The 1,915-nt window shown below is 71.9% G+C and carries 3 protein-coding genes and 1 pseudogene; 2 read left to right on the top strand and 2 right to left on the bottom strand.

Annotated elements, in window-relative coordinates; translation table 11 throughout:
- Window positions 1–195: pseudogene (locus tag PKH97_RS16285) on the bottom strand (mycothiol synthase); the annotation flags it as partial.
- The gene (locus PKH97_RS16280) at window positions 192–890 is read right to left on the bottom strand and encodes a response regulator transcription factor (protein ID WP_324388654.1); all 699 of its coding nucleotides are present in this window, start codon (window positions 888–890) and stop codon (window positions 192–194) included. The pseudogene PKH97_RS16285 and the gene PKH97_RS16280, both read right to left, overlap by 4 nt.
- Window positions 891–1,006: 116 nt before the next feature.
- Between PKH97_RS16280 and PKH97_RS16275 the strand changes: the two genes are divergently transcribed.
- Window positions 1,007–1,234 (top strand): MoaD/ThiS family protein, encoded by a 228-nt coding sequence (locus tag PKH97_RS16275; RefSeq protein ID WP_324388653.1) that lies wholly within the window; start codon window positions 1,007–1,009, stop codon window positions 1,232–1,234.
- Between the two features lie 60 nt (window positions 1,235–1,294).
- Window positions 1,295–1,915: hypothetical protein (locus PKH97_RS16270; RefSeq protein ID WP_324388652.1), on the top strand; the 621-nt coding region annotated here is incomplete at its 3' end.

The raw sequence follows: 1,915 nt of genomic DNA, 5'->3' as shown, positions 1-1,915 counted from the left end.
CACCTGCCCGTATGCCGCGAGCCCACCCGAGGCGCCGCGGTCGAGCAGGTGGGTGGCGGCGTTCGGCTGGTCGAGGCGCAGCAGGTAGGCCTCCGAGAGCGGTGGGACGCCGTCGTGGCGGGCCGCTGTGGCGGCGAGGGCGCGCACATCCGCCGCTTGCGCCTGGGTCAAGGTGGTGACCGGCGTCGGGATCATGCCAGCACGGACTCGGCGTTCGGCGAGGGTTCGGTGACGAAGCGGTAGCCGACATTGCGCACCGTGCCGATGAGCAACTCGTAGTCGCCGCCGAGCTTGGCCCGCAGCCGTCGGACGTGGACGTCGACGGTGCGAGTGCCGCCGAAGTAGTCGTACCCCCAGACCTCCTGCAGCAACTGGGCGCGGGTGAAGACCCGTCCGGGGTGCTGGGCGAGGTATTTCAGCAGCTCGAACTCCTTGTAGGTCAGATCGAGCGTCCGCTCGCCGATACGCGCGGAGTAGCTGGCCTCGTCGATGGTCAAGGCGCCCGCCGTGATCGGCAGGTCCTCGTCGGGGTCGTCGGCGACCAAGCGGCCGGCGGCCAGACGCAGGCGCGCCTCGACCTCGGCCGGGCCGGCGGTGTCGAGCAGGACATCGTCCACGCCCCACTCCGCGGTCAGGCCCGCCAGCCCGCCCTCGGTGAGGACGACGATGACCGGGACCGAGGTCCCCGTGGTGCGCAGAATGCGGCACAAGGAGCGGCCGTGGGCCAGTTCGCGGCGCGCATCGACGAGGACGGCGTCGGCGTTGGGGGCATTGACCAGGGCGGTCGCCTCGGCCGGGAGAATGCGGACATTGTGGCTGAGGAGCGCCAGCGCAGGCAGGACTTCGGCGCTCGGAGCGAGCGCGTTGGTCAACAGCAAAAGCCTGGCCATAACAGGCAGGATAGGCCGTGATGGCCGATCCTCATGCCCTTTCCCGAGTCCCGGACCCCTCCGCGCGACTCTCCCCGCCAACCCCGCCTCGGAGTGAATCCGCTGGTCAGGGGGTCTTGATTCGTTACTGGGCGGGGGCCCGCGCCGCCGCGGGCGTCGCCGAGGAATGGGTCGCGCCCGGGACTATCGGTGAGCTGGTGGTGGGGGCGGGGGAACGGCATACGGCACTCGCGGCGGTGTTGCCCGTCTGCGCGATCCTCCTCGACGGCCTCCCGGTCCGTTCCGATGTGGCCGTCCCGGCGGGCGCGGTCGTGGAGGTGCTGCCGCCCTTCGCCGGCGGCTGAGCGCGCTCTGCTGCCCGGCGGCGGTGCCGCGAGCGTGCAAGGGAGTGGCAGTATTTGCGCGTGTCGCATGCCGCGGTCGCCCAGGGCGCCAGTTTCCGCTCCACGCTGGCCGGTTCGGCGACGATCCTCGGGGCCATGCTGCTGGTGCTGTGCGAGGCGGCGGGTGAGACCTATGTCGTGCTGGCCGTCGTGCTCGCGGCGCTTCTGCTCGCCTGGGGCTGGCCGCACGTCACCGGGACGCTGAGTCCGCTGACGACGCGCGTTGCGATCCTGGCGACCGCTGCTGCGTCGGTGCTCGCGGTGCGCTACAACCCGGGCGGAGCGCCGTTGCGGCACTTCCCCGTGGTGCTCGCGATCGGTGTGATCATCGCGTTCTTCGGGCAGTTGTTGCGCGGTGACGGGCGACAACGGGTCAGCGAGGGGCTGATCGGTGATCTCGCGGCGGTTGCCCTGGTCGTCTCGGGGATGGCGTTGACCGCCCTGCCGGTGATCCGCGCCGTGGACCTGCCGATCGCCTTGGCCATGGCCGGTGTGGCCCTCGGCGTGGCCGGCGACGACCTGGCCGAGCGCTTCCCGGGAGCAGCCCTGCTGATCAGCACGACGCTCGGGGCGCTGGCCGGCCTCGGTGCTGATCGGCTGTTCGCCGCGGCCGCGCCGGTGTGGGCCGCGGCCATCGTCGGG

The organism is Nostocoides sp., assembly GCF_035343835.1.
Lineage (GTDB): Bacteria > Actinomycetota > Actinomycetes > Actinomycetales > Dermatophilaceae > Nostocoides_A > Nostocoides_A vanveenii.
Note: the sequence above shows the minus strand (reverse complement) of the source record. Positions and strands in the feature narration are given on the sequence as shown.